We start from the raw sequence: 2,180 nt of genomic DNA, 5'->3' as shown, positions 1-2,180 counted from the left end.
CTAAATATGACAAATTACCTAGTAAGGAGGGTGAATAATGAATGATATTGTAAAAAATAGAGTAAATAGTATTACATTTCAATTTCCTTTAAACGGAGAGAATTTTAAAAATGAAAGTATTTTAGCATATAATGTTCAAAAATTTAAAGAAGAAAATAAACAAGAATTAACTGAATATATTTTTAGACATATTAATCATTATGCATTAAATGGTTATCAAGATGTACATTTAAAAGATATTCCAAGTGCTATTACTAAAAATAATTTTGTTTTTAAAGAATGATTAGAACCTATTCAAAAATTATTAGATGAACATAATAGAATTGGTAAAATAATTACTAATTATAGGAATTATATTGAAAGATACAGAGTTGAAATTAATAATAATTTAACACAAGCTCGTAAACAAAAACAACAAGAGTTTTTAAAAGAACAAGAATTAAAAAAACAAGAATTAATTGAAAAAGCAAATAGTTTAACACCAGATATGGGTCTTGATATAGACCAAATTCAAGATGAACAAGTTCGTGTAATGGAAGAAATTGTGCAAATTGATAAATCATTAGAACCAAAACAATTAAAAAAAGTTGGTATTAATTTAATAAAAGAAAAATTATTAATAAAAGATATTGAAATATTAGGGATTGATGATGATTTTTTAGAAAATGCTAATCAATATGAATTAAAGCAATTAATTAAATATTTAATTGTTAATGAAAAGTTAGTTAAAAATACAATTAAAGCACAATGAGATACAAATACTGATAATAAAGTAGTTGGTATTAAAGGAATAAATATAAAAATTAAAGGAGTGAAATAAAATGACAAATGAATTACAACAATATATTAAAGGTGCAATTATTAAATATGAATTAAAAGTTAATGATAAATATTTAAAAGAAAATATTTTAGCACTTGAAGAATTAAAAATGAAAAATGGTAATAGTTATTTACAATTAATTAATACTGCTGATAATGCTAAAATAACAGCATTAGGAATTATTAAATTAAGTAATAAAGGGTTAATTTTTGGTAAAGATTTTAATATTATTCCATTTAAAAAATGAGATAAAGATAAAAAAATTATTATTTATAGTTTAACTACTGTTATTGATAGTAAAGTTTATTGTAAAAGAATTGAAGAAGCAGGGTATAGTCCAAGAAAAGCAATTATATTTAAAGGTGAAAAATTTGAATGAGATAGTTTAAATTCATGTCCTAAAATACATGAAATTAATTTTAATGCAAATACTAGTGATTATAATGAAATTATTGGTGCTTATGCTTTTGCAAAAGATAAAAATGGAAATTATCAAGGTATTTTATTAAGAAAAGCAGATATTGATCGTTTAAAAAATAGTAGTCCTAGTGGTAATARTGAATATTCACCTTGAAATAAATGACCAAAAGAAATGGTTGAAGCWAAATTATATCGTAAATTAGCATTAGAAATTGGGATTGATATATCTGATATTGATTTAGATGAAAAAGAAATTAAAGAAGATGGTAATTTTGAATATATTTCATTTAAAGATATTGATGTCGCCAAAAATAAAGRGCAAATGAGCGATGAACCATTATTAAATAATATAAATTTACCCCATCTTATCAAGAAATAGCAGACACTAACGATAATGTCGTTAAAGAAGAAGATATCTCAAATGTAGTACCAGCAGTTAATAATGATGAGGAGTGAGCAACTTGATAAAAATAGGTATTGACCCATCAGGTACTGGTACTACTGGTATTGTTATTTATGAAGATAATAAATTAAAGGAAAAATTCGAATTTACTAGTATGTTGTGATTAAAACACATATCTTTTATAAAAGATATATTATGCAAATGCAAATATTGTAATTTTCTTAGTATTATAAACATTGAAAATTGTTTACCAACAAATGCTAATGGTTCAAAAGACCGTGATGATTTATTGCGATTACTAGGTGCTATTGAAGCTATTGAAATTAAAAAGAAACATTATACTATTATTAATTGAGTATCTAACTGAGTATCCCCACGACATACTAAATCAGTTGTTAAAAATATGGAAAATTTAAGTAAATATAATGATAGTTGTTTATGAAAATATGATAAAGATACTAATTTAACTTATCAATATGGTAAAGGTTGATTTTATAATAATGAAAAAATAAGTAATCATCTCCGCGATGCAATTAT

General features: G+C 22.7%; 3 protein-coding genes. All 3 read left to right on the top strand.

From position 1 onward, the window contains the following. Nucleotides 1–37 precede the first annotated feature (37 nt). The gene (locus C6B38_RS02480) at nucleotides 38–820 is read left to right on the top strand and encodes a hypothetical protein (protein ID WP_105298528.1); all 783 of its coding nucleotides are present in this window, start codon (nucleotides 38–40) and stop codon (nucleotides 818–820) included. A gap of 1 nt (nucleotide 821) precedes the next feature. Continuing rightward, on the top strand, nucleotides 822–1,619 hold the full coding sequence (locus C6B38_RS02475) for a recombinase RecT (RefSeq protein WP_105298527.1): 798 nt from the start codon (nucleotides 822–824) through the stop codon (nucleotides 1,617–1,619). Between the two features lie 82 nt (nucleotides 1,620–1,701). After that, the coding region (locus C6B38_RS02470; RefSeq protein WP_146693272.1) for a hypothetical protein at nucleotides 1,702–2,180 on the top strand (479 nt) is incomplete at its 3' end.

The organism is Spiroplasma sp. ChiS, assembly GCF_002968355.1.
In the GTDB taxonomy this organism is placed as follows: domain Bacteria; phylum Bacillota_I; class Bacilli_A; order Mycoplasmatales; family Mycoplasmataceae; genus Spiroplasma; species Spiroplasma citri.
The sequence above is the reverse complement of the archived record's forward strand: the minus strand, read 5'-3'. Positions and strand labels throughout refer to the sequence as shown.